4 protein-coding genes are annotated in these 1555 nt (G+C 61.4%); 3 read left to right on the top strand and 1 reads right to left on the bottom strand.

Annotation, left to right across the window (positions count from 1 at the left end; all coding sequences use genetic code 11):
• Positions 1 to 152: 152 nt before the first annotated feature.
• The 3 genes from EPO09_RS05065 (at position 153) to EPO09_RS05055 (ending at position 1211) form a co-directional block, all read left to right on the top strand.
• Entirely contained in the window at positions 153 to 395 is a 243-nt protein-coding gene (locus EPO09_RS05065; protein WP_290640812.1) for a zf-HC2 domain-containing protein, read from the top strand.
• 63 nt (positions 396 to 458) lie between these two features.
• Positions 459 to 974 (top strand): DoxX family protein, encoded by a 516-nt coding sequence (locus tag EPO09_RS05060; RefSeq protein WP_290640810.1) that lies wholly within the window; start codon positions 459 to 461, stop codon positions 972 to 974.
• Positions 975 to 992: 18 nt separating this feature from the next.
• The gene (locus EPO09_RS05055) at positions 993 to 1211 is read left to right on the top strand and encodes a hypothetical protein (protein ID WP_290640808.1); all 219 of its coding nucleotides are present in this window, start codon (positions 993 to 995) and stop codon (positions 1209 to 1211) included.
• Here EPO09_RS05055 and EPO09_RS05050 read toward each other — a convergent pair.
• Positions 1212 to 1555: transglycosylase domain-containing protein (locus EPO09_RS05050; RefSeq protein WP_290640806.1), on the bottom strand; the 344-nt coding region annotated here is incomplete at its 5' end.

Here is a 1555-nt window from a genome sequence, read left to right as displayed (position 1 = left end):
CGCGAGTTCATGGGCTTCGAAACGGACGAGATCTGCGACACAGTGGGCATCACCAGCAGCAATGCCTTCGTGCAGTTACACCGGGCGCGCCTGCGTTTGCGCGAGTGCCTGAATCAGCGCTGGTTTGCGCAAGCTGCTTGAGGTGGATGTAGATGGCCATGATGAATTGCGAACAAGCCACCCGCCTGCTGTCCGAGTCCCAGGAGCGCGATCTGGGCGTATCGGAGCGCACCATGCTGCGCGTTCACACCTGGATCTGCGAGGGGTGCCGTAACTTTGGTGGGCAGCTCGGCTTCATCCGTCATGCCATGAAGGGCTTCGCTGCGCGTGAAGGCAGCGAATCGGGCTTGCCCCTGGATGACGATGCGGGCGGCACGCCACCTGGGGCTGTGTAAGCCGCTGTGTAAGAAATCGCCAGCATGGGCGACCAACAGGGAAGCACTTGATTGGAGCATCCCATGTTGAACAGCACTTCTTCTTCCGATTTGACGTCAATGGCGGCCACGACCACGGCGGGTAAGCGTCTGCGGGCGCGTTTGTCCGGCTGGATAGAGGCCTGGTTACGCCTGGAGGTGTGGCCGCAAGCCTTGGTATTGTTGGGGGCCCGCCTGTATTTGTTTGACGTCTTCTTCAAATCCGGGCTGACCAAGGTGCGCGATTGGGATGCCACCTTGTTCCTGTTCAATGAGGAGTACCACGTGCCCGTGTTGCCGCCCGAGTTGGCCGCGTGGATGGGGGCGGGCGGCGAGCTGGGTTTTTCTGCCTTGCTGGCGCTGGGGCTGCTGAGCCGGCCCGCTGCGGTGGGCTTGTTTTTCGTGAACGCCATGGCCGTGATCAGCTATCCCGATCTGGCGCCGGCTGCTCTCAAGGATCATTACTTGTGGGGCGCGCTGGCGGTGGTCGTGGCCGGCTTTGGTGGAGGGCGCCTGTCGGTGGATTTGCTTGTGTGGCGCCATTGGCTGACCCGTGCCTGATGCCCTAAGATGCGGCGCATGACAAAGCACCGCATCTCATTCGTGGCGGGTCTGCTGGCAGTACTGAGCTTGACCGCGTGTTCTTCTCAAACGGCGTACAACATGGGGCAGGCCTGGCGCCAGAACCAGTGCAACGCGATGACCAATATGGATGATCGCCAGCGTTGCATGAAAGAAGCTGGTCAGCCTTACGACAACTATCAGAAGGGCGTGGACGACATCAACGCCAAGAAGTGATCAGGGCAGCTCGGCCCCACCCATGCGGGCTGCGATCACGCCGGAGCGGCTCATGATGTAGCCCGAGCGCGGCTGTTGCTCGAAGCGCTTGGGCGCGGGCAGCATCACGGCCAGCCTGGCCGCCTGCATGGCGCTCAACTGCGAGGCCTCCACCTGGAAGTAGTGGCGTGATGCAGCCTGCGCGCCGAACACGCCTTCGCCCCATTCCACGTTGTTCAGGTAGACGCCCAGGATGCGTTCCTTGCCCAGGATGCCTTCGAGCATGAAGGTGATGACGAACTCTTCACCCTTGCGCAGGAAGTTGCGTTCACTGCTGAGAAAGAGGTTCTTGGCCAATTGCTGGG

The sequence above is a fragment of the Aquabacterium sp. genome (assembly GCF_004297345.1).
Taxonomy (GTDB): Bacteria; Pseudomonadota; Gammaproteobacteria; order Burkholderiales; family Burkholderiaceae_C; genus Aquabacterium.
Note: the sequence above shows the minus strand (reverse complement) of the source record. Positions and strands in the feature narration are given on the sequence as shown.